General features: G+C 70.3%; 15 protein-coding genes and 1 pseudogene. 9 read left to right on the top strand and 7 right to left on the bottom strand.

What is annotated here, in order from left to right; translation table 11 throughout:
- Nucleotides 1-8 precede the first annotated feature (8 nt).
- From ACFXDJ_RS14435 to ACFXDJ_RS14425, 3 genes and pseudogenes are all read right to left on the bottom strand, one after another.
- Nucleotides 9-2,525, bottom strand: coding sequence for an ABC transporter ATP-binding protein (locus ACFXDJ_RS14435; RefSeq protein WP_384651995.1), 2,517 nt, complete (start codon nt 2,523-2,525; stop codon nt 9-11).
- Between the two features lie 685 nt (nt 2,526-3,210).
- Nucleotides 3,211-3,809, bottom strand: a pseudogene (locus ACFXDJ_RS14430) (transposase family protein); the annotation flags it as partial.
- 44 nt (nt 3,810-3,853) lie between these two features.
- Complete coding sequence (locus ACFXDJ_RS14425; protein WP_384651993.1) at nt 3,854-4,405, bottom strand: hypothetical protein; 552 nt, start codon at nt 4,403-4,405, stop codon at nt 3,854-3,856.
- Nucleotides 4,406-5,160: 755 nt separating this feature from the next.
- On the opposite strand from ACFXDJ_RS14425, the gene ACFXDJ_RS14420 reads away from it, so the two are divergent.
- Together ACFXDJ_RS14420 and asnB are read left to right on the top strand one after the other, a co-directional pair.
- Nucleotides 5,161-6,288, top strand: coding sequence for a cytochrome P450 (locus tag ACFXDJ_RS14420; protein ID WP_384651991.1), 1,128 nt, complete (start codon nt 5,161-5,163; stop codon nt 6,286-6,288).
- 158 nt (nt 6,289-6,446) lie between these two features.
- Entirely contained in the window at nt 6,447-8,288 is a 1,842-nt protein-coding gene (gene asnB / locus ACFXDJ_RS14415) for an asparagine synthase (glutamine-hydrolyzing) (RefSeq protein ID WP_384651989.1), read from the top strand.
- A 969-nt stretch (nt 8,289-9,257) separates the two neighbouring features.
- Here asnB and ACFXDJ_RS14410 read toward each other — a convergent pair.
- The 3 genes from ACFXDJ_RS14410 to ACFXDJ_RS14400 form a co-directional block, all read right to left on the bottom strand.
- On the bottom strand, nt 9,258-9,875 hold the full coding sequence (locus ACFXDJ_RS14410) for a hypothetical protein (RefSeq protein ID WP_384651987.1): 618 nt from the start codon (nt 9,873-9,875) through the stop codon (nt 9,258-9,260).
- Between the two features lie 65 nt (nt 9,876-9,940).
- Nucleotides 9,941-11,113, bottom strand: a complete 1,173-nt coding sequence (locus ACFXDJ_RS14405; RefSeq protein WP_384651985.1) for a serine hydrolase domain-containing protein — start codon at nt 11,111-11,113, stop codon at nt 9,941-9,943.
- 62 nt (nt 11,114-11,175) lie between these two features.
- Nucleotides 11,176-12,321, bottom strand: coding sequence for a serine hydrolase domain-containing protein (locus ACFXDJ_RS14400; protein WP_384651984.1), 1,146 nt, complete (start codon nt 12,319-12,321; stop codon nt 11,176-11,178).
- Between the two features lie 147 nt (nt 12,322-12,468).
- Between ACFXDJ_RS14400 and ACFXDJ_RS14395 the strand changes: the two genes are divergently transcribed.
- From ACFXDJ_RS14395 to ACFXDJ_RS14375, 5 genes are all read left to right on the top strand, one after another.
- Nucleotides 12,469-13,713, top strand: a complete 1,245-nt coding sequence (locus ACFXDJ_RS14395) for a sensor histidine kinase (protein WP_384651982.1) — start codon at nt 12,469-12,471, stop codon at nt 13,711-13,713.
- Entirely contained in the window at nt 13,710-14,462 is a 753-nt protein-coding gene (locus ACFXDJ_RS14390) for a response regulator (RefSeq protein ID WP_384849114.1), read from the top strand. The genes ACFXDJ_RS14395 and ACFXDJ_RS14390 overlap by 4 nt, the downstream gene beginning before the upstream one ends.
- A 181-nt stretch (nt 14,463-14,643) precedes the next feature.
- Nucleotides 14,644-15,288 (top strand): phenylalanine--tRNA ligase beta subunit-related protein, encoded by a 645-nt coding sequence (locus tag ACFXDJ_RS14385; protein ID WP_384653693.1) that lies wholly within the window; start codon nt 14,644-14,646, stop codon nt 15,286-15,288.
- Nucleotides 15,285-16,076, top strand: coding sequence for a hypothetical protein (locus ACFXDJ_RS14380; protein WP_384653691.1), 792 nt, complete (start codon nt 15,285-15,287; stop codon nt 16,074-16,076). The genes ACFXDJ_RS14385 and ACFXDJ_RS14380 overlap by 4 nt, the downstream gene beginning before the upstream one ends.
- 55 nt (nt 16,077-16,131) lie before the next feature.
- Entirely contained in the window at nt 16,132-17,478 is a 1,347-nt protein-coding gene (locus ACFXDJ_RS14375) for a hypothetical protein (protein ID WP_384653689.1), read from the top strand.
- Here ACFXDJ_RS14375 and ACFXDJ_RS14370 read toward each other — a convergent pair.
- Complete coding sequence (locus ACFXDJ_RS14370) at nt 17,471-18,895, bottom strand: PLP-dependent aminotransferase family protein (protein WP_384653687.1); 1,425 nt, start codon at nt 18,893-18,895, stop codon at nt 17,471-17,473. The genes ACFXDJ_RS14375 and ACFXDJ_RS14370 overlap by 8 nt on opposite strands.
- 156 nt (nt 18,896-19,051) lie before the next feature.
- On the opposite strand from ACFXDJ_RS14370, the gene ACFXDJ_RS14365 reads away from it, so the two are divergent.
- Nucleotides 19,052-20,332 carry an ATP-grasp domain-containing protein gene (locus ACFXDJ_RS14365; protein WP_384653685.1) on the top strand — a complete coding sequence of 427 codons (1,281 nt, stop codon included), beginning with the start codon at nt 19,052-19,054 and terminating at the stop codon, nt 20,330-20,332.
- Nucleotides 20,329-21,192, top strand: an 864-nt coding sequence (locus tag ACFXDJ_RS14360) for an MFS transporter (RefSeq protein WP_384849111.1), incomplete at its 3' end; no start/stop codon positions are given. The genes ACFXDJ_RS14365 and ACFXDJ_RS14360, both read left to right, overlap by 4 nt.

The following is a 21,192-nucleotide window of genomic DNA, read 5'->3' as shown; positions in this document are numbered from 1 at the left end:
AGCGGGGGCTATCCGTCAGCTTTTGCTGCACGGGGACCTGCTTTCTTGCTGGCCTTTCGAGGGGTGGTGCGCCGCGTCTGCTGTCCCGCCTGGAGTCTCCACAAGTTGGCGTACAGGCCGCCTTGTTGGACCAGTTCCTGGTGGGTGCCGCGCTCGGCGGGAACGCCGCCCCTGTCGAGGACGTAGATGAGATCGGCGTCACGTACGGTGGACAGCCGGTGGGCGATGACGAGCATGGTCCGTTGGTGACCGAAAGCGTTCAGCGCGCGCTGGATCGCGGCTTCGGTTTCGTTGTCCACGGCCGAGGTGGCCTCGTCGAGGATGACGATCGGCGGATCACGCAGGATCGTGCGGGCCAGGGCGACTCGTTGGCGTTGACCACCGGACAGGGCGGCACCACGTTCACCGACGGGTGTGTGGTAGCCGAGAGGGAGCGCCTGGACGAAGTCATGCGCACCGGCGATGCGCGCGGCGGCTGCCACCTGGTCGTCGGAGGCGTCGAAGGCGCCGTAGCGGATGTTGTCGCCGATCGTGGTGTCGAACAGGTACGGATCCTGGCCCACGTAGCCGATGGTCCGGCGCAGGTCCTGCAGAGACAGGTCGTTGACGTCGGCGCCGTCCAGGAGAATCAGGCCGTCATCGCGGTCGCGCAGGCGCAGCAGGAGCTTGGCGATCGTGCTCTTGCCCGCCCCTGTGGCACCGACGATGGCGGTGGTGCGGCCGGCGGGTACCTCCAGGGAGAGGTTGCTGATCACGGGTGGCCTGCCGGGGTAGGAGAAGGTGACGTCGCGAAGGTCGATCCGGCCGGTGACCGGGACGGTGGGCAGCTCGGTACAGCCGGTCTCCGGCTCGATGGGCAGCTGGTTCGTACGCTCCACGCGTCCGAAGGCGGCGAGAGCGCGCTGGTACTGGTCGGTGACCGCGCCGAGCCGGGACAGCCGGTACAAGGCCAGGCCGGGCATTTGGATCAGCGGGGTGACCACGGCGGCGGACATCTGGCCGTTGAGGACAGCGAGGCCGCCGAACAACAGCACGGCCGGCAGCGCCGCCATCGCGCAGGCTCGGACGATCAGGGCCTGCGCCGCGGAGCTGCGGTCGGTGCGCTTGTTCGCTGCGGTGTACTGGAGGCTGAGGTCGGTCAGACGCTCGTCCTCGTGCGTCTCGGTACACGAGGACTTGACCGTGATGGCGGCCTGGAGCGTTTCACTGATGCGGCTGCTCATGCTGGTGCGCCGCTCGCCGGCCACCACCTGTTCGGTCATGGCCTTGTCGTAGTAGCGGTACGAGAGCCATGCCATCAGAGGGATCGGCGCGAATGCGATCCAGGCGATCTGGGGCGCCATGAGGGTGAAGACGGGCACCAACATGGCGAGGCTGGTGGCCAACTGGATCGCTTCGTGGGGTGCGTTGCCCAGGAAGGGGCCGATCTGGCCGATGTCGTTGGACAGCACGGACGTAACGTGATGGGTGCGCTCGTCCTCCAGGTAGGCCATCGGCAGTCGCTGCGCGTGCGCGTGGGTGCGGGTGCGCCAGTCGTGCTCCACCTCGTGGCCCACGTCGTGCCATGCGGCCGTCGCGCTGTAGTTCAGAGCGGCGCTTGCCAGGCACGCCAGCGCGATGGCCCCGGCAAGGAGGGCGAGTTGACCTGTGACGGCGGTAATTCCCAAGCCGGCCAGCGTGGCGTTCCCGCCGTTCGCCAGGAGCAGCACGCCCGAGGCGCTGAGGACGAACACCGATGCCTCGACGAGCTGCCCGGTGGCCGAGAGCAGGGAGGCCCATGCGGCCTTGCGCTTGTGCGGGCCGATCATCCGCAATAAAGGATGCTCGCTCGTGCTCCCGTCCGCTCCCTCGTGCGCGTCGGTGTGCGGCGCGTCCTGAGCAGCGGAACGTTTCGAGGCGCGTTTGACGATCGCTGCGGTCGCCGCCACAGCCATGCCGAGGCCGACGAGCGGTCGAGTGAGCAACTTTCGGCAGAACCAACCACAGCCAAGGGCGGCCGCGGCGACCGCGCCCCGGACGAACACCCCCGAGGATCGCGTGCGGGGACCGTGCGAGGCGGTGTGGTCGGGGGGACCGTCCTCCTCCGATGGCGGTAGGGCGGGCGACGAGGGGGCGATCTGCGCCCGCCCGGGCGCGGCCGGCGCGCTCCTCGCGGAGGTTCCGTTCCCGTTCCGGTAGTCCATTGCGAGACCGGCGGCGCGTTCGCTCTGACCCACACTGCTGCGCGCGGCGAAAACCGCTCGCCCCACGGCTTCTCCGAGCAGCGTCGCCACCTCGGCCGACGGGATGGCCGGGTCGTGCACGAGCAGTACCCGGCCAGTGACGGGATTGGCCCGGACCTGCTGGACCCTCGTGCCCACCAGCAGCAGTTCCTCCAGCAGTCGGGCCACCGCGGGATCACGGCACACCACGTCGACATGCCAGCGCTGTCGACCGGGAATCACCGAAAGGGGCCGTAGCCGGGCCGCTTCGGGGACGTGGGTCTGCGGGGCCGTGTGGCGCCGTTCTTCGAGAAGCAAGCTCATGTGCGATCCACCCTTGAGTACAGGCCTTGGGGCGGAACCCTCCCGTCCCGAGCCATCGCGTCCGCGTCAGTGCACGGGCCGAACTACCACAGGAGAACGCGCTTCTTCATGTTTCTCGCCCCCTCCCTAGAAAAGGCTGGGGGACGAGCATCAGTGCACATGCCCGTCCCCCAGCCATCATTCGGCTCTGTTAAATCGCCCAGGTGTACATCTCGTAGCGGCCGGCCAGCGTGTGGCTCTGCATACCGAGCACGTTGCGGATCTTCGCGATCATTGCAGTCACCTACCCCTCTATATGTCTGCAAGAAAATGCCCCGTCGCTGGTGCGCCGGGACTACTGGTGGACTCGGGTACCCGTCCGATGAACACTTTGACGCATCGCTCCACCTCGCTCCACGGAAGGAGCAACGTTTCCCCCTGGCATTCGCGAGACCATTTCAGCTGGTCAGAGCAGGTTGGCGGGCTCCCGCCTCACTCGTACGGTCCTCACCCACTCGGCGTAATTAGTCATTTTTTCGACGTCACGTCGAGCTGGCAGAGCAACTGCGCGCCGACGCCGTGGCGGTGGCCTGAGCGGAGGAGCGCCCCGACTGGCCCGAGCAGCCGCTCCTGCGGGAGGGCGCGGGGGCCGAAGAAGGCGCGACCTTCCCATGGGGACCACGGCGCAATCCCGCTAAGGGGTGTCCCAGTCGGGAAGGTCTTCGCCCTTGCGGCGGCGGTGGGGCATGACGAGTCCGGTGCCGAGATAGCCGCCGTCAGCGATCGTGGTGGTCTTGCCGACGGCAGCTTTGGCACCGGATTCCTCCCACGCCTTGCAGTCGTTGCGGTTTCCGGGCAAGGGCCGGCCGACCATGACCACGAGTCGGGTGTCGGCGTCGATGACGACCTGGTGGTTCGTGGAGTACCTGTAGTTCTTCGACTGCGCGGCGACGGCGTGGTCGCGGGTGGGCACCAGGGTGCCGTCCACGATGAGCACGGCGTCCTTGGCGAACCGCTTACTGGGCTGGAGCGCGAGAATCGGCCCGAGGTGGTCAATGATGCGGCCGACCGCGGACTTGGAAACCCCGAACAGCGGCGCCAGTTGGCGCAGGGTCAGGTTCGTGCGCCAGTAGGCGGCGACCAGCAGCACACGATCCTCCAGTGGCAGGCTCCAGGGCCGCCCGTGCGCACTGGGTCCGCACCTTCGCGCCGCAGCGCGGCGATGAACCTGCTGAACTGACGCGAGCTCAGCCCGGTGAACGGGACTATCCAGGACGGCTCCAACGCCGTGATCACACCAGCCACTGCGAGCTGGTCACACGGGCCTCACAAGTGCCGGCCTGTGGGATTCAGGAGGGGGCTCGCTGCGGTTCCACAGCCTTGAGCAGGCACTCGCGGTCGTCCGCGCTGAGCAGTCCGTCCGGAAGACTCTCGTCCTCCAGCAACGCGCGCAGCTCAGAGGCGTGTGTGGCGAACGCGGCCCTGCACCATGCGCGTTCCGGGTGATCGCACTCATTGCCGAACAGCCCCGCCTGGCCTTCGTCGACGGGGCGAGACAGCTCCGCGACATGGGCCAAGAGTTCGACCAGTCCGGGGCGCACCGCGATGTCAGGGACCGCTGCCAGGCGGATCAGGAAGGGCAAGGCAGTCGGCATCGCCGCGCTCAGGTGAAAGATGCTGTTCATCAAGACGTTGCCCAGCACGCGCAGGGCCTCGGGGCCGGCGGCCTGATCGAGGAGCCCGCGGAGCAGGACCGGGATCCCAGCAGGACAACCGGGAATCTGCGACCAGTCGGCATCGGCGCAGCCCACAAGCGCGGGGTGATCGCCTTCGGCTTGCCCTGCCTGCGGATACTCGCGGAGGAACCGAGCGACGGCAGCCTCTTTGGCCGCCGCATCCATTACGCACATCCCACTGCCCCCGGCTCACACGGCATCGCCCCGGTGAGCGTCTGCCGGATGAGACTCTTCCTGGAGTGGCCGTCGAACGCAAGTACCAAGGTCGCCGACTGACACCGCCCCCGCGGGCGTAGTGGCGTGACAGCCCGGCGCTGCATTCCGGGACAGCCCTTAGGCCCGGCCCCATTGAGTGCGAAGAAATGACTAATTACGCCGAGTGGGTGAGGACCGTACGAGTGAGGCGGGAGCCCGCCAACCTGCTCTGACCAGCTGAAATGGTCTCGCGAATGCCAGGGGGAAACGTTGCTCCTTCCGTGGAGCGAGGTGGAGCGATGCGTCAAAGTGTTCATCGGACGGGTACCCGAGTCCACCAGTAGTCCCGGCGCACCAGCGACGGGGCATTTTCTTGCAGACATATAGAGGGGTAGGTGACTGCAATGATCGCGAAGATCCGCAACGTGCTCGGCATGCAGAGCCACACGCTGGCCGGCCGCTACGAGATGTACACCTGGGCTCTGTAACTAACAGATCCGAATGATGGCTGGGGACGGGCATGCGCACTACTGCTGCCCGTCCCCGGCCCTTTTCACGGAAGGCAGATCGTGGCGACCTCACCTGACTTGTTAGCCCTTCCCGGACCTACCGGTACGGATCGCCGCAGATGGCGCAGTGCCTACGATGCCGACCCGGCCGGATTCCTCTCTGCGGGTCGGGAGCGGTGGGGGGACGCATTCGCCCTCGATGAGAACCTGGTGGTGGTGTGTGATCCCGACGCGGCGCACCGGATCCTGGTGGCCACCAATCGCGAGTCGGAGATCGGCCCGGACCTGGTCCACGGGCGCTTACCCACTGCCGAAGAGACCCAGGAATGGATGGGGACACGCAAGCTGATCGGGCGGGTTCTCACGCCCCAGGCCGTCCGGGGCCAGCTGCCCCGACTGGAACAGGCCGTGGACATCGGCTTGCAGTCGCTGGCCGACGGCGGGCAGTTCGACCCGGTGGCGGTGGCGCACGGAACCTGCCTGCGCGGCTTCCTGCCGGTGTATCTCCCCGGCCCCGCGCCCACGTTGGTCACCGCGGTGCTGGACTCCATCAAGGCCGCCCTTGTACTGGCTGACGCCGGCGTGCGCCTACCCCGTTGGTGGCCCAGTTCGATGCGTCGGCGAGTGCTCGCTGCTCGCCGACGGGCGCATGTCGAACTGCGCGCTCTGATCACCGACCACCACCCCGACAGCCAAGTGCCAGACGACAGTCCGACCTTGTTGGACATCCTGCGCACTGCTGCCGTGCCCACTGATCTAGCGGTCCATGTCATGGGCAACGCACTGGTAAAGGGACTGCCCGCCACGGCCGGCGCCTGGTCCTGGCTGCTGCACGACCTGGCTGCCCATCCCGACGACATGGCACGCATCCGCGCCGAAGCCGCCACCGGCGGCGGATCCGTTGAAGAGCTGCCGTACACCAGAGCGTTCGTCCGGGAATCGATGCGCACTCACCCGCCCGCCTGGCTGCTGGCCCGCGAGACGACCGCACCGACCACAGTCACCGAGCAGTGCACCGCCCCCGCCGGCACGACCATCTTCATCAGCCCGTACCTGATCCACCACGACCCCCGGTACTGGCCCGATCCACACCAGTTCGCCCCACACCGCTGGACGTCCCCGCACCCCGAGCACCACCGCTACGCCTATCTGCCCTTCGGTGCCGGGCCCCGGGTCTGCGTCGGCCTGCACCTGGGCGAGGTCCTGCTCACGCTGACCGCGGCCCGCATCGCCAGCCAGTACCAGCTCACCGTCTCCGCCCCGGCCACCGCACCGGCCTTCACCTCGGTACTGCAGCCGACCGGACTCTCTCTCCGGCTCACCCCCCGCGCTCCGGGCACCTGACCGGCCCGTCCCGACCACCGAGCCGGGGGCAGATCCCAACACGCTCGTTGCGCAAGCGCTCGACACACCTGCTTGAGATGACGCCGACGTCACGCACTGTTCCGATCGGCGCAATACATCACCGTCACACACGTAAAACAAAGGGGTGGAGATACAACATGTGCGGAATTACCGGATGGGTCTCGTACAGCAGGAACCTCTCCTCTGAGCAAGAGACCGTCGACGACATGACCGAGACGATGGCCCTCCGGGGGCCGGACGACGGCGGTACCTGGACATCCGGGCCCGTCGCACTCGGCCACCGGCGGCTGGCGATCATCGACCTGCCCGGCGGCCGGCAGCCGATGACACTGGACACCCCGGACGGCCCGCTCGCCCTCGTCTACTCGGGCGAGACCTACAACTTCGAAGAGCTCCGCAAGGAACTCGCGGGCCGCGGACACCGCTTCACCACCCACTCCGACACCGAGGTCGTGCTGCACGGCTACCAGGAGTGGGGCCCGGCGGTGGCCGGACGCCTCAACGGCATGTACGCGTTCGCCGTCTGGGACGGGCGCGAGAACAAGCTCGTGATGATCCGCGACCGGATGGGCATCAAGCCCTTGTACTACTACCCCACCGACGACGGGGTGCTCTTCGGCTCGGAACCCAAGGCGATCCTCGCCAACCCCCTCGCCCGCCGCGAAGTCACCCTCGACGGCCTGCGGGAGCTCTTCGCCTTCGTCAAGACACCCGGACACGCCGTCTGGGAGGGCATGCGCGAGGTCGAGCCGGGCACCGTCGTCACCGTCGACCCCAACGGCCTCCGCACGCACACCTACTGGACGTTGGAGACCCGCCCGCACACCGACAGCCGGGACGAGTCCGTCGGACACGTACGCACCCTCCTCGACGACATCGTGCGCCGCCAGCTGGTCTCCGACGTACCGCGCTCCACCCTGCTCTCCGGCGGTCTGGACTCCTCGGCCATCACCGCGCTCGCCGCGCAGCAGCTCGGCGAGGTGGGCGAGACCCTCCGCAGCTTCACCGTCGACTTCGTCGGCCAGACCGAGAACTTCGTCGCCAGCGAACTGCGCGGCACCCCCGACACCCCCTTCGCACACGACATGGCACGCGCCGCCGGCACCGACCACCAGGCCATCGTTCTCGACTCCAGGCAGTTCGCCGACCCCGAGGTGCGCTCACAGACGATCCGCGCGCGGGACATCCCCATGGGCCTGGTCGACCTGGACCCCTCGCTGTACATGCTGTTCAAGGGCGTCCGGCAGCACTCGACGGTCGTCCTCTCCGGCGAGTCGGCCGATGAAGTCTTCGGCGGCTACCGGCAGTTCTTCGACCCGGTGGCGCGCGAGGCCGACACCTTTCCCTGGCTGCTGAAGTTCCCCAAGCAGGCCGGCGACGACGGCCTCACCCTCACCTCGGACGCCGTCCGCGCCCTCGACCTGGACGGCTACGTCCGCGACAGCTACCAGTCCGCCGTCTCCGGCATCCAACGCCTGGACAGCGAGAGCGACTTCGAGTTCAAGATGCGGAAGATCTGCTATCTGCACCTGACCCGCTTCGTCCGCACCCTGCTGGACCGCAAGGACCGCGTGAGCATGGCGGTGGGCCTGGAGGTACGCGTACCCTTCTGCGACCACCGGCTCGTGGAGTACGTCTACAACACCCCCTGGTCGATGAAGTCCTTCGACGGCCGCGAGAAGAGCCTGCTGCGCGAGGCCACCGCAGACGTCCTCCCCCGCTCCGTATACGACCGGGTCAAGAGCCCCTACCCCTCCACCCAGGACCCCGGCTACGCCGAGGCGCTCAAACAGCACGTGCAGGACATTCTCGCCAAGCCCTCCCACCAGGTCTTCGACCTCGTCAGCAGGGACTGGGCCGAGCGTGTCGTCCAGACCGACACGCCGCAGATCAGCCTGGCGGCCCGGTGCGGGCTGGACCGCACGCTGGACCTGGCCCTCTGGATGGACATGTACCAGCCGACCCTGACACTCTCCTGATCCCGCCGACGGGCCACGGGGAGGATCACCTGACACGGGCGCTCACGAGGACGCCGCTCTCGACGTCGCCATCTCGCCGCACCGGCTGCTGCGTTCGCTGCGCAGGGCCGGTCCGAGCGGGCAGCTCCCACCCACTCAGCTGATCCTCCTTCGCCCAGCTCTCCGAGCTCGGCCCCGAGCGGATCGGTACGCTCGCCCCGCGCACACAGTGCTCGCAGCCGACCACCGCCGTCGCCGAACTCGCCTCCGCCGGACTGGTCGAGCGCGCAGTCGACGGCTGAAGTGGTGGAACTCTGGCAGCGTACGACGGCGTCTCACCGAACTCCTCCAGCCCCGCCTTGCCACGCGCTCCCACCCCGCTGCCACTCCCCTGAGTAACCTGCCGTGAGCGGCGGAGGACAGCCCCTGACCTGCGGTACCCCTCTTGGCGAGACGGTGTCCGCTGGGGGGAACGAAGCCAGCATCGGCCCGATCCATGCGCCTCCCGATGCCGACGGTCAGCCCGGAGTCTGCGCGTCCAGGCCTCATGCGTGGGCGACTGACAGCCCGTGTGCCGACTGGCCGTCTGCAGGGCCCTCGAAGTCGTCGGCGGTGCGGAGCGTGGTTGTCCCCGGTGCCGCCTCCTGCGCCCCGTTGCCGCTTCCGTCGGTTACATGGATCTCCACAAGTCCGGGACGGGTATCGGCCGTCAGCTGCGCCTTGGCCGCCAGCCGGCCAGCAGGGGCTGCTCCTTGTAACCGGGTGAGGCGCGGATCGCGGCGAGGAGCTGCGGTTCCCGGGTCACCGTGCAGGTGGTGCGTCCCTTCCTGGAGCGTCTCCCGGGGAGTAGTGCGTCAAGGCTCCCTGAGGGTTGTCCGGACAGGAGCCTCGCGCTTGGGAACGCTCAAGCCTTCTCCATAGGATCCAGCCTGTGAATCACGACGACGAGCCGGTCTTCAAACGAAGCAAGTGGGGAACGAACCGCTACTACTACAACCCGCGCAACCCTCTCGGGCTCGCCCTGATCGTCATCAGCCTGCTCTTCGCCGCGACGATGATGATCCTCATGGCCAACCGCGCCGGCCCCTTCAAGCCGACACCTGGCCCCGCCCCATGGAGTCCGCCGCCGATCAACCACTCCTGGACGCCGTCTTCAAGCACGCCCTCACCTGACCCGACACCGGGCACGACAAACATGCCGGGCCCCTGACGGCAGCGGGCCGTCGATCGGTATGCCTTGGCCTGCCATCCCCTGCCCGCATAGAGGGCGTGAGGCCCCGTTGGGGAGCGGCCGGGGAGGTCACGCAGGCAGGTCAGTTCGCTGTCCGCGGGTGCGCGGCACAGCTCCGTGGTCACCTCCAGACGGAAGTCCCGGTCTTCGTCCGCGCGCAGACCACCCGGGCGGACGAGAGGTGCGGCGGGAACGCGCGCCCGGTCATCGGCATCGGTGTCTCCGACGGCGATCTGGAACTCGGCGCCGACCAGGTTCCGGCTGGCCGGATCGAAGTGGAGTTCGTCGGGCGTGTCCCACAGGTACGGATGACTCCCGAAGGTGTCCAGGAGGAATTGGCCGCGTTCCCCGACGTTCGCGTACGTCGCGATGGACACCTTGAGGTCCCAGAAGACGTCGTGTCGGGCCCATCGGTCGTTTCACGGAATGCCCTCGGTGGGGTTCAGCGGCACAGGGCGGTGTCCACGGCGCGTTCGAGGCTCCTCCGGGTCGCTTCGTCGGTGAGTTGCATGGTGACCGTGACGTTGGCGGCGTGGCCGGTGTCGGTGGCGCCGCCGCGGGTCTCGTACCCCGGGAAGCTGCCGCCGTGGCCCCAGGAGAGGCCGCCGCACGGCAGTGGCCTGCTGACGAGTCCGAGTCCGTAGCGGGCTCCGGGGCCGAAGGTCGCTTCGGCGGGGACGGTGGAGCGCATCTGGGCGAGCTGGAGTGGAGGCAGGAGGCGGCCGGCCAGGAGGGCCGTGAAGAAGCGGTTGAGGTCGGAGTTGGTGGAGATCAACTGGCCTGCCGCCCAGGCCCAGGAGGGGTCGATTTCAGTGATGTCGCGCAGCGGCGCGTCCGGCGACTCCCGGTAGTAGCCGTGCGGGTGGGGGTCGCGGATGCCCGCGTCGCCGGGGGCCGGGAAGTAGGTGTGGCGCAGCCCGATGCGCTTGATGATGCGCCGGTCGATCTCTTCGGCCAGGGGGCTGCGGGTGACCTTCTGGACGATCAGGCCGGCCAGGATGTAGTTCGTGTTGCTGTACTTCCAGCTCGTTCCGGGGGCGAAGTCAGCCGGGTGCCGGAGGGCTGTGGCGAGCAGTTCGCGGGGGGTGTAGGAGCGGACGTCGTCCCCGAGGTAGTTGCTGTAGTTGGGGAGTCCGCTGGTCTGCTGGAGGAGTTGGCGGACCTTGATGCGGCGGCCGTCGATCCCCTTCCCGCGGACGAGGCCGGGGAGGTAAGTGTCGACGGTGGCGTCCAGGTCCACCTTCCGCTCGGCGACGAGTTGGAGGACTACGACCGCGACGAAGGTCTTGGTGTTGCTGCCGATCCGTACCTGGCCGTCCCTGGGGACCTTCGAGCCGGTGGTCAGGTCGCCGACTCCCGCGGTGTAGGTGTGGGTGTGGCCGGTGTGGTTCTGGATGGTCGCCAGCGCGGCGGGCATCCCGTCGTCGCGCACCAGCGCGTTCAGGGTCTGCTGGACGGCGTCCGGCCCGGCGGCAGAGGCGGTGGCGGGCGGGGCGAGGGCGCCCAGGGCCATGACGGCGACGGCCAGCGCGGATGCGGCGGGCAGGGCTCGGCGCCGCCTGCCGCCCTGTCGGCGGGTTGAGGAACGAAGGGCCTGGCTGGTCTGCGCACGCATGAGTCAACTCCTGTGGAATCGTTGGATTGTTGTCCGGGTTGTTGTCCGGGTTGTTGTCCGACTCATCCGCACAAGGCCCTGTCCACGGCGTCCTTCACGTGCTGCGCGGCCGCCTCGTCCGTCGGGATGTTGGTGACCGCGACGCCGGCGGCGCGGCCGTCTTCGGTGACACCGCCCCGGGTCTCGTACCCCGGGATGTCGCCGCCGTGGCCCCAGTAGACGCCGCCGCACGACAGCGGCCTGCTCGTGAGCCCCAGCCCGTAGCGGAGGCCGGAGGTTCCGGCGGGTACGGTCGTGCGCATCTCGGCGAGCTGGGCCGCCGGGAGGAGACGCCCGGCGAGGAGTGCCGCGAAGAAGCGGTTGAGGTCGGAGTTGGTGGAGATCAACTGGCCTGCCGCCCAGCCCGCGGAGGGGTCCAACTCCGTGAAGTCGCGCAGCGGTCCGTCCGCCGGGTTGCGGTGGTAGCCCTGGGGGTGCGGCTCTCGGATGGTCCTCTCTCCGGGCGCGGGGAAGTACGTATGGCGCAGCCCGATGCGCTTGATGACGCGCCGGTCGATCTCTTCGGCCAGGGGGCGGCCGGTGACCTTCTGGACGATCAGACCGGCCAGGATGTAATTGGTGTTGCTGTACCCCCACTTTTCCCCCGGAGCCGCGTCGGCCTTGTAGCGGAGGGCGATGTCGAGCAGTTCACGGGGCTCGAAGTACCGGTTCCTGATCTCGTCGTCGTCGACGTGGAGGCCGTACTCGGGGAGTCCGCTGGTGTGCTGGAGGAGCTGGCGGACGGTGATGTGGCTGCCGTCGATCCCCTCCCCGCGGACGAGGCCGGGCAGGTAGGTGTCGACGAAGGCATCGAGGCCGATCTTCCCTTCCCCGACCAGTTGCAGCACCACGACCGCCGTGAACGCCTTGGTGTTGCTGCCGATCCGCACCTGGCCGTCCTTGGGGACCTTCGAGCCGGTGGTCAGGTCGCCGACTCCTGCGGTGTAGGTACGGGTGCGGCCGTCGCGGCCCTGGACGCTCGCCAGGACGGCGGGCATGCCGTCGTCGCGCACCAGGGCGTTCAGGGTCTGCTGGACGGCGTCCGGCCGGGCGGCGAAGGCGGCGGGCGGGGTGAGGGCGCTCAGTGTGACGACGGCGACGGCCAACGCGGTTGCGGCGGGCAGGGTCCGTCGTCGGCTGCCACTCCACTGGCGGGTCTGAGCACGCATGGGTCAACTCCTGGGGAATCGTCTGGTCGGGGGTCGGAGCACGATCCTGGTTTCCAGGGCCCTTTGGCCGCATCGCGGGAAGGCGGGAGATATCGCTCCCCCGATCGGGGGAGGCCGCCGGTGGGCTGCCCGGCGATACTGGCGATCATGATCAGGGGAATCCGGCCGCTGTTGCGCGGCTCCACGTATTCGGGTGCGCTGTTCGCCTTCTGCGGCGCGCTGATGAGCCTTCCGCTGCTGCCTCTCGCCCTGGTGCCGGCGCTGTCGTGGCGATCCGCACCCGAGGGCGCCCAGATCGTCCTGGTCCTGCTCCTCTGGGCGGTACTGGTCGGGCTGGTCGGGCTGGTGCGCCCCGTGAGGCGGGCGCTGGTCGCGTCCGCCCGCCGCATGCTGCGGGTGCCGCTGCCGGATCCGGTGGCGGCCGCCCGCCGGAAGTCCGGTTCCCCCGGTCCCGACCGCTGGCGGACTCCGCTGTGGCTGGTACTGCACGTGGCCGTCGGGTGGACGGGGGCGCTGGCGAGCGGGGTGCTGTTCGTCATGGGCCTCTCCCTGCCGGGGAACTGGCTCGGCGGCGAGGCGCGGTTGAGTCTGTTCGGCACGTCCGTGCGGGTGTCGGGCGGGTGGAGCTGGGTGGTGGCGGCCGTGTGCATCCTGCTGTCGGTGGCCGTCTGCGTACTGATGTCGAAGGCCTTGCGATGGTCGGCGCCACGGCTGCTGGGGCCGTCGGCGGCCGAGCGGCTCGCGCTGGCGGCCGAGAGGGAGCTGCTGCTGGCCGAACGCAACCGGCTGGCCCACGAGTTGCACGACTCGATCGGGCACACGCTGACGGCGGCCACCATCCAGGCGGCCGTGGCGGGCGAGGTGCTCTCCGCCGACCCGGCGGCGGCGCGGGCCGCCATGCGCAGCATCGAGGAGTCGACACGGGCCGCGCTGGAGGACCTGGACCACGTACTCGGAGTGCTGCGCGAGGAACAGTCCGGGACGGCGCCGACCCGGACCCTGGCCGACCTCCCCGAGCTGCTGGACCGCCTGCGGCACGCGGGGACGGAGGTGGAACCGGAGCTGTCGGGTGATCTGGAGCAGGTCCAGGGGACGCTGTCCCGGGCGGCGTACCGGATCCTCCAGGAGGGGCTGACGAACGCGCTGCGCCACGGGGCGGGAGGCTTGATCGAGGTCCGCGTGGCGGCCGGGCCGGACGGACTGGATCTCACGGTGGTCAACCGGACCGGGGCGCGGACGGACCCGGGCCCGGGTGCCTTCCCCAGCTCCGGCCACGGTCTGCCCGGACTGGCCGAGCGCGTCCGGCTGCTGCACGGCGAGTTCCAGGCCGGCCCGGACGGGACACAGCACTGGCGGCTGGCCGTCCGGCTGCCGGTACGGGTGTCGATGTGAGCGGAGCCGACGCGGACGAAGGCACGGCCCTACCCGCCGTTACCAGCCCCGCCGTTACCAGCCCCGCCGTTACCAGCCCCGCCGTCACCGGCCCCGCCGTCACCCTCCTGATCGCGGACGACGACGAGGTCACCCGCAGCGGCCTGCGCATGCTGCTCACCGCACAGCCCGGAATCACGGTGGTCGGCGAGGCCGCCGACGGCGTGGAGGCGGTCGAACGGGCGCGGAGCCTGCGGCCGGACGTGGTCCTGATGGACGTCCGGATGCCGCGTCTCAACGGGATCGAGGCCACCCGCCGGCTGCTGGCCGAAGCGGCCGACCCGCCGAAGGTCGTGGTGATCACCACCTTCGAGAACGACGGCTACGTCACCGCCGCCCTCAGCGCGGGCGCCAGCGGCTTCGTCCTCAAGCGCCTCCCGGTCCGCCGGATCGCCGAGGCGGTCCGGGTGGTGGCGGCGGGCGAAGCGGTCCTCTTCCCGGCCGCGCTGGGCCGCATGGTCGCCCCCCGCCCGCTGGGCTCGGCCGAGGCCCTGCCGCGGGCCGCCCTGACCGGCCGGGAGGAGGAGGTGCTGCGCCTGATGGCCACCGGGCTCTCCAATCCGGAGATCGCGGACTCCCTCACGGTGAGCCTGGAGACGATCAAGACCCACGTCGGAAACGTACTGACCAAGCTCGGCGCGCAGAACCGGACCCATGCGGTCGTGATCGCGTACGAGTCCGGCCTGGTGGTCCCGGGCTTCGCCGGCTGACCGGATTCCGCTCCTCGTCGCGGTCACCCGGCAGCCGTGTCCTGGCCAGCTCCTGGTGCTATCGGTCCACATAGTGGGACTGGTCTGGACCGTGCCGTCTCCGGTGGACTTGGGGGGACCGCGTGCGGCTGTTGGAATGATCAAGCGAGATGCGCCCAGCAAGCGAACCGGGAGAACCCCTTTGAAAGCCCCAGCACTGAGCGCAGGCGAGAAGCCGTCCGGAGGGGCCGAGCTGACCCGATTCGCCGCCGTCGTGGCGGCGGTGGATACGGCGGCCCTCAGCACACTGCTCGAACTGCGGCGCCAGGAACTGGCCTTGCGGTCCGACGATGTGTTCGAGCGCGCGTCGGAGGTCGCCGAGGTCTACGCCCGGTGGTTCGACGCCCACGGCGCGACCTGTCCGCTGCCCGGCCAGATCGCCACTGCACGCCGCAAAGGACTGCCCGCGATCGGGCCGGCCGTCGATGCCCTGCTGTACGCCGAACTGACCAGCGGCGTACTGATGGGCGTCCAGGACGCCGACGCCATCGACGGCGACCTGCGCTTCGACTGGGCGGCGCGGGGCGAGACCTTCGCCGGCTTCCGCTCCACCGTCACCTGCGCCCAGGACGAGCCGGTCGTCCGGGACGGGACCTCGATCGTCGCCTCCGTCCTCCAGGGTCCCGACCGCCGTACCAGCGTCACCAAGAGCTCCCGGCACCTGGTCTTCACCGTGTACGACGCGCCCGGCCTGGGTGCCGAGGACTTCGACGGCGCCGTACGGCTGCTGCGCGATCTCCTCAAGGACGCCGGAGCCGTCCCCGACGTGCTGGAGGTGAGACTGTGACCGGGTCGACCGGGACGACGGGCACGACCGGTACGACGGGTACGACGGGCTTATCGGGCGCCGACTGCGAGGAGCTCTCGCAGGAGCCCCTGCCCAGCCGGCACCAGCGGCGCATCCTGATATGCGTCGGCGAGCCGGAGGCGGGCGTGCACCCGGGCGGGCACGCGGGCGGGCATCCGGACGTGTACGCGGCCACGGCCCGCTGGCAGCGCCAGTACGTCGGCGGCGTCTACGTCCGCGTCTCGGGCACCCCCGAGCAACAGCGCGCGGTCGTGGCCCGGTTCACCGCCGCGGGGTGCACCCTGCAGGGCACCCACTTCTACCGGCCCGCGGATGTCGGGGCACTGGCGTCGCTGGCCCGTCGGCTCGAAGCCCTCCCCACCGAAGCCCTTCCCGCCGAAGTCCTCCCCGCCGAGGGCGAGTTCGATCCTGCGCGGGTCGCCGAGCTGCTGATGGTCGGCGCGACCGACGTCGTCGGTCCGTACCCGCAGCGGGACATGGCCGCCGCGCGGGCCGCGGCCTCGTTCGTCAACGACCGGCTCGGCGAGGTCTGGCTGGCACTGCCCATGGTGACGAGGGCCGAGGGGACGTCGGGTGCGGCCGGGGGGCCGCACGCGCAAGGGGGCCCGGGGAGCCGGACGGGCCGCACCCCGGACGAGCTGGAAGACCACTTCGCCGACACGGCGAGGGCACTGGCGGCCGAGACCGAGAGCCGCCTGGAGGTCCTGGACCGGCTCCCGGCGCACGGAGAGACCGTTCCGTGCTCGGCGGCGGCCCTCTCCGAGTGACCTGCCGCACCACGTAACTCATGAGCGCCACAAGCGATCTGGGGGGAACTGCGCAATGCGCACCACCGCTACTCTGCGCGCCGTACTCGACTTCGACCTGACCGACTACATAGGCAACGCCCGCGCCGTCGGGCGCGATCTGCTCGACCCCGCGCTGCGCGCCTGGATGGCCGAGGCGTACGAGGACATAGTCGTCCTCCTCGCCCTCGACCGGGACCGGCTCAGCCGCAGCGAATACGCGATGCTCAGCTTCGCCGAACTCGTCTTCCAGGCCGAGTGGAAACTGGCCCTGCCCGAGGGCGAGGCACCCCGGGAGGTCGCCTCGCGCGGCGGCGCGCCGCTGGACCGGCGCGGCAAGCGCTACCAGCCCTACGGCAACGTACGGCTCCTCAACCACGTGCTCGGCACCCGCAGCCACGCCCCGGACGGGGCCGTCGAGCGGGCCTGCTGGCAGACGATCCGTGCCACCGCCGAGAGCTGGCGGGCGTACGAACAGCGCACCGTCGACGGCACGGAGAAATGGGCGCAGGACGCCCTGCCCTCCGACGGGCAGCTGGCGGAGCGCATCGACCGGCTCGGATCGCTGGTCTCCCTGACCGTGGGCCGCGCGCCCACGCTGCGACCCGCCGCGCCCGAACCGCCCCGCCACTGGCGGGACTACGTGCTCACCCCGCACGGTCCCGCCAACGTCCTGGAACACCTGGCCGTGCTGCCCCAGACCACGCAGCACGACGAGGTCACCTTCCTGCGGGTGATCCACCTCGTCGAGGCCACCACCTGGGGGGTGCTGGCCCGGGTGATGTCCGCCGCCGAGTGGCTGCGCTGCGGGCGGTGGGAGTACGCCGCCGAGTGCCTGGAGCGCGCGGCGGACCTGGCCGCGGCGCAGACCGAGGCCCTGCTCGTCATGCGCAGGACCATGCCCGTGGAGCACTTCCAGGGATTCCGGGAGGCGACGGGCGACGCCAGCGCCGTCCAGGCGTTCCCCACCCAGCTGCTCCACATCCACCTGCTCGGGGTCCACCCGGAGAAGACCGGGGCGCTCGCCGAGGCCACGGAGAACGCCTACGTCCTGATGCACCAGAACCCGGACTTCGAACCCCTGCGGGAGCTGCTGCGGTGGGTGCCGGAAGAGGAGGCGGGGCGGCGGGTGCTGGATGCGGCCCACCGCCTCGACCAGGAGCTGTTCGCCTGGCGGAAGATCCACTACGGGGTCGCGCTGCGCTACCTGCCCACGGAGACCACGGGCTCGGGCGGCACCTCCGGAGCCCCGTACCTGCGGAGCTTCTACCAGGACAGGCTGTTCGACGCGGACCGGTCGCTGCTTCCGCAACACCGCTTCGGGCAGAGCACCGTCCTCAGCCCCTGGATCCGGTCCCGTCCGGCGCTCTCCCCCTTCAACTGACGGGGCCCGTCGGCCGCGTCCCGTCGGACTGGCGCGCGTACACCTCCCCGATGCGCCGGATCGCCTCGGAGATGCCCGACCGGCCCAGGGCCGTGTACCCCAGTACCAGCCCGGGCCGGGCCGTCGCCGGATCGTCGTAGTACACCCTGCTGCCCTTGACCAGGACGGACCGCTGGAGCGCCTCGGCGACCAGGCGCTCCTCGTCGGTACTGGGCGGCAGCGTGGCGACGACGTGCAGTCCGGCGACGGGGCCGACCAGGGTCGCGGCCGGCAGGTACTGCTCCACGGCCTGCGTCAGCATGCCGTGCTGGGCCCGGTAGCGCGTGCGCATCTTGCGCAGGTGCCCGTCGAGCAGGCCGCTGCGCAGGAAGTCCGCGAACGCCAGCTGCATCAGGCCGTCGCCGCCCAGGTCGCGCCTGACCCGGATCGTCTCCATCATCGCGGTCAGTGCCGGCGGCAGCACCAGCCAGCCCAGCCGCAGGCCGGGAGCGAGGAGTTTGCTCGCCGTGCCGGCGTAGATGACCCGCTCGGGATCGGCGGGCTGGAGCGCCAGGTGGCGGCCGCGGTGCTCCAGCCACAGCCCGCCGTCGTAGTCGTCCTCGATGATCCAGCCGCCGGTGTCCTGTGCCCACCGCACCAGCTCCTGCTGGCGCTTGGGCGACATGGGCACGCCGAGCGGAAACTGGTGCGAGGGCGTGACCAGGACGGCCCGCACCCGGCTGGCGTAGAGCTGCTCGATCTCCACCCCCTCCGGCCCCACCGGCACGGCCAGCGTCCGGATCCCGTTCTCCTCGACGAACTGGCGCTGACGGTCGTGGCTGGGGTCCTCGACCGCCAGCCTGTCGATGCCCAGCTCGCTCAGGGCCGCGCAGATCAGGCCCAGACCGTGTGCGAACCCGCCCGTCACCATGGTGTTGTCCGGATGCCCCAGCACACCGCGGACCCGGCCGAGATACGCGACGAGCTCCGTACGCAGCTGTTCGACGCCGAGCAGCGGCGGATAGCCGAGTCCCTGGTAGCGGGCGGTGGTCACGGCCCGCTGGTAGGAAGCCATCCATTCACGATGCGGGAAGGTGACCGCGTTGGGCGTGCCCGGCAGCAGGTTGAACCGGACCGACGGGATCGCCCGGTCGACCAGCACCACGGGCTTCTTGATCCGGGTGTCGGCGTGAGCCGCCACCCGCGTTCCGGAACCGCGGACCGACTCCAGCAGGCCCTCTCCGGTGAGCTTTTCGTACACCTCCACCACGACACTGCGCGAAACCTTCAGGTCCTGGGCGAGCTGACGGCTGGACGGGAGCCTGGAGCGGGGCGCCAGCCGGCCCTGCTCCACCTGTCTGCGCAGCTGGTCGGCGATCTGGGAGCCGAGTGGCTCCGGGGAGTCGCGTCGCACCTCCAGTATGACGTGCCACGTCATGTTGTCCCCCAAAATTTACTGTTTGTAGCGGTCGTCACGAATTTACAGCCGGATCTGGATTGGTCCGGTGGCGAGCCGGTCAACTGGCCTGGCGTGCACGTTTCTTGGTCAGCAGACTGACCAGCCGATACGCCCCGGCCGAAAGGTTCACGCTCCATGCCCTCCTCGTCCCCGTCCTCGTCGCCGTCCCCGTCCTCGTCCCCGCTGCTGGTCCTGATCAGCCCCATGGACCAGGAGACCCGTGGTCACCTGCTGGAGTCCGTGGCACGGGACCACCGGATCTGGCTCTTCTCCGACCGCGAGGTCGGATGGGAGGCGCCGTTCATCACCGGGCACACGCGCGTCGACACCCTGGACGCCGACGGCATGACCGAGGCAGTGGCCGAGGCCCTCCCCGTGGCCCCGGACGCGATCCTGTGCTGGGACGAGACCCGCATCCTTCCGGCGGCCAAGGTGGCCGGCGCCCTGGGGCTCCCGGGGCTGAGCCCGGAAGCCGTACTGACCTGCCGCGACAAGCACCTGACCCGCCTCGCGGTGGCCCGGGCCGGAGGCCCGCAGGCCCGCTCCACCCCCGTGTCCACCCTCACCGAGGCGCACGAGGCCGCCGCGGAGACGGGCTACCCGGTCGTGGTCAAGCCCCGGGCGCTCGTGGGCAGCACGGGCACGCGCATGGCCCGCACCCCCGAGGAGCTCGCCGCGGTCTTCCCCGCCATCCGGGGGACGACCATGGTCGAGGTGCGCGAGCGTTTCGAACGGCCCGTGCTCATCGAGGAGTACCTGGACGGCCCGGAGATCAGCGTCGACGCCCTGATCTGGGACGGCGAGGTGACCCCGCTCTTCGTCGCCCGCAAGGAACTGAGCCCGCCGCCCAACTTCGAGGAAGTGGGTCACTGCGTCGACGCCGCCGATCCGCTGCTGGCCGACCCGGAGCTGCTGCGCGCCCTGACCACGGTGCACGCCGCCGTCGGCATCACCCGCGGCTGGACCCACTCGGAGTGGCGCCTCACCGCGCGCGGCCCCGCCCTGGTCGAGGTCAACGCCCGCAGCGGCGGCGACTTCATCTCCTATCTCGGACTGCTGGCCACGGGCTGGGACGCGGGCCTGGCAGCCGCCCGCCTCTCGCTCGGACAGCGCCCCGAGCAGGGCGTCGCGCGCAGCGGCGCCGCCGCCGTGCGCTTCCTCTATCCCGAGGTGGAGACCGTCGTCGGCCGCGTCACCATCGACCGCGACCGGCTGCCCGCGGGCATCGGGATCGCCCGCGTGGTCGCGCGGCCCGGCCACGTCCTGGAACTCCCGCCCGCCTCGCACACCGGCCGGTACGCCATGCTCGTGGCCTCCGGTGACACCGCCGAGGACTGCCGGGCGACGCTCGACGCCGCCGAGGACGCGGTGCTCCTCGAAGCGGCCGAGCCGGTCCAGGTCCCGGCCCCGCGATGAGCGTGGAGGGGGCGACCCGTACCGGCGATGCCGAGGCGGCCGGCATCGTACTCACCTGGCGCGAGGCACCCCTGCCGGTGAAGGCGGTGATCGCCGGAATCATGGTGAACCGGCTCGGCGGCTTCCTCCAGGTGTTCCTGGTGCTCTACATGGTCGCCGGCGGATACCCCGAGGTGCGGGCGGGGTTCGCGCTCGCCGCGCACGGAGCGGGCGCGGTGGCGGGGATCCTCCTCGGCGGCTGGCTCGTCGGGCGGATCGGCGTCCGGGCCTCGATCGTCTCCTCGATGACGGCCAACGCGGCCCTCACGGCGGCCTTCCTGTACGCCGCTTCGTACCCGGTGATGCTGCTGCTCGCGGCCGGCACGGGCGCGGCGAGCCAGGTCTACCGGCCCGCCTCGGCGGAGCTGGTCAGCCGTCTCACCAGCGAGGAGCGCCGCGTCATGGTCTTCGCCATGTACCGCCTCGCCACCAACCTTGGGACCACCGCGGCGCCGCTCATCGGCGCCGCCCTGGTCGCCCACTCGTACACCCTGCTCTTCTGGGCGGAGGCGGCCGCCGCCCTGGGCGTCGCCGTACTGGGCAGCCGGCTCCTGCCGGGCGACCGGCCCGGGTCCGCGGCCGCCGGCCCGGCCGGGGCGAAAGCGGACCCGGAGGCGGGGGCGGAGGCGGGCCCGGGCGGCTACCGGGCGGTGCTGGGCGACCGGAACTTCGTGTTGTTCCTGCTCGCCATCCTCGGCTTCTCCGCGGTCTACACCCAGTACCTGTCGAGGGCGCGCCCCCCCGGGCCGGTGGGCGTGGGCGGACAGAGTCTAAGAGGGGGAGTGCTAGCGCGCGACCGGCGGAGTGTCTTTCGGTGGTGC

It is taken from the genome of Streptomyces sp. NPDC059443 (genome assembly GCF_042750105.1).
Lineage (GTDB): Bacteria > Actinomycetota > Actinomycetes > Streptomycetales > Streptomycetaceae > Streptomyces.
This window is presented reverse-complemented; position numbering and strand designations above follow the sequence as displayed.